At 61.9% G+C, this 1,699-nt stretch carries 2 protein-coding genes; both read right to left on the reverse strand.

The window, feature by feature from the left end:
- Positions 1 to 393: 393 nt before the first annotated feature.
- A complete protein-coding gene (locus DH10_RS32540; protein ID WP_192257238.1) occupies positions 394 to 1,461 on the reverse strand; it encodes a cyclic nucleotide-gated potassium channel in 1,068 nt (355 codons plus the stop codon).
- 20 nt (positions 1,462 to 1,481) lie between these two features.
- Positions 1,482 to 1,699: hypothetical protein (locus DH10_RS36420; protein ID WP_210327883.1), on the reverse strand; the 218-nt coding region annotated here is incomplete at its 5' end.

The raw sequence follows: 1,699 nt of genomic DNA on the forward strand, positions 1-1,699 counted from the left end.
CCGGTGTCCGGGACTTACTGAAACACGCAATCATCACCTGGACATCGACCGGCACGGCCTCGATGCCCTGGAAAGCCACCGTGCGAACCCGCGCCACCATTTTTTCTCAAGCCCCCGGATGCAGGCTCACCTCGGCCTTTGGTCGGACCGCGGGTGATGTCGGCCCAAGACAACCATAGATTTCGGATTTAGGCAAGAACATTACGGGAACAGAGGAACGCCGGTCTTGCGACGATCTTGGGGCCGCGATGATACACCACGACGGTCCGGGACCTGCACACCTCATGCATGTCGCGCAAAAGTGCGCAGCGGTTTTGCGAAAACGACATACATAAAAACAAAGACTTAAAGCGCGTCGCCTGAATCCGTTCCAGCGCGAGCGCTTTAGTACGGTCAAGCCGTCGGTGCCGCGCCGCGCCGCTCGAGCGCGGTCTTGCGGATGATTTCCGCGATCTCCGGGCTGCTGCTGCACAGTATCTGGAAATCCGCCGAGTGCAGCGACAGGAGTGAGACCACCGTTGCAGCGCTGACGGTCGCGATACGCGGTTCGCCGCTGATGAGCGCCATCTCACCGAAGAAGGCGCCAGGGCCAAGCTCCACTGGGTTCGGCGTCGCGACGCTGACGCGCCCCTCCACGACGAAGAACATCCGATCACCGGGCTCACCAATGCGGCAGATCACGGCGCCCGCCGGCACGGTGCGAGGTCTTAACGCGCGCACGATCTCGACCAGCACGGCCGGGCCGAGCTTCTGAAACAACGGCACGGCGGCGACCAATTGCCAATTACGGACGAAATCCCCGCGACGGACTTCTTGATAGAAGCCGGTGGCAAGAATGCCTGCCCAGAGCGCGAAAATGCCGATGCCACTCATCATGACCGCCCCGGCAAGGACGCGGCCGGCGAAGCTTTGCGGAATAGCATCGCCATAGCCGGTGGTGGACAGCGTGACCACCGCCCACCACATTGCCTGCGGGATGCTGCCGAACTTTTCCGGTTGGATGTCGCGCTCGATCACATAGGCCGCGAGCGCGACACCGAACAGAACGATGCCGAAGACCGTGGTGACGCCGATCAGGTTGCGCGCTTCGTTGGTCAGGACCCTGCCCAGCAGCGGGAAGAAAGTCGAGTCGCGCAGCGGTTTCAGCAGCCAGACAGCGCAGTAGAGGCTCCGGTCGGGCGTGCCGACGAGCAGAAATGCGGTGAGTGGAACCAAAACCGCGAGCACATCAATGGCGATTGCCGGCGCCCTGTCCCGAACGTCTCCCGCCCGGCGCTTGAGCAGCGTCCCGACCAGTTGCAGAAGATAGGCGCCCCAAATGACCGCGAGCACGGCAGCCAGAGCCAGTCTGCTTCGTCCGGACAGGTCCGGTGTCGTGAGCGTAGCCACCGCCACAAGCCCAGTCGCAGCCAGCAGCGCGTTGAGCGGCGCGTAAATTCTTGAGAAAGGCAGTACCGACATTCTGTGCCCACGAGCGGCTACTACTCTCCAAAATAGAATGCCTTCAAGGCAAGCGCAAAGGTGCTTACTGTCGCTGCGATGTGCATCACCAACGGTGAACTCAGATGTCCAGGATTGCTTCGTGACCGGACGTGAACAGACAGGCCGCGACCGACGAGAATGACCCGATGCGGACGCTTGATCACTAGGAGCGTATCGTCCGCTTTGCTGCCACTGAACGAACCCGCTCGCGCGGGAG

The sequence above is a fragment of the Mesorhizobium silamurunense genome (assembly GCF_014843825.1).
GTDB classification, from domain to species: domain Bacteria; phylum Pseudomonadota; class Alphaproteobacteria; order Rhizobiales; family Rhizobiaceae; genus Mesorhizobium; species Mesorhizobium silamurunense.

What these genes read in the sequence shown, in the direction of transcription:
- DH10_RS32540 (WP_192257238.1), bottom strand. Translation starts at nt 1,461, where the DNA reads ATGTCGGTACTGCCTTTCTCAAGAATTTACGCGCCGCTCAACGCGCTG.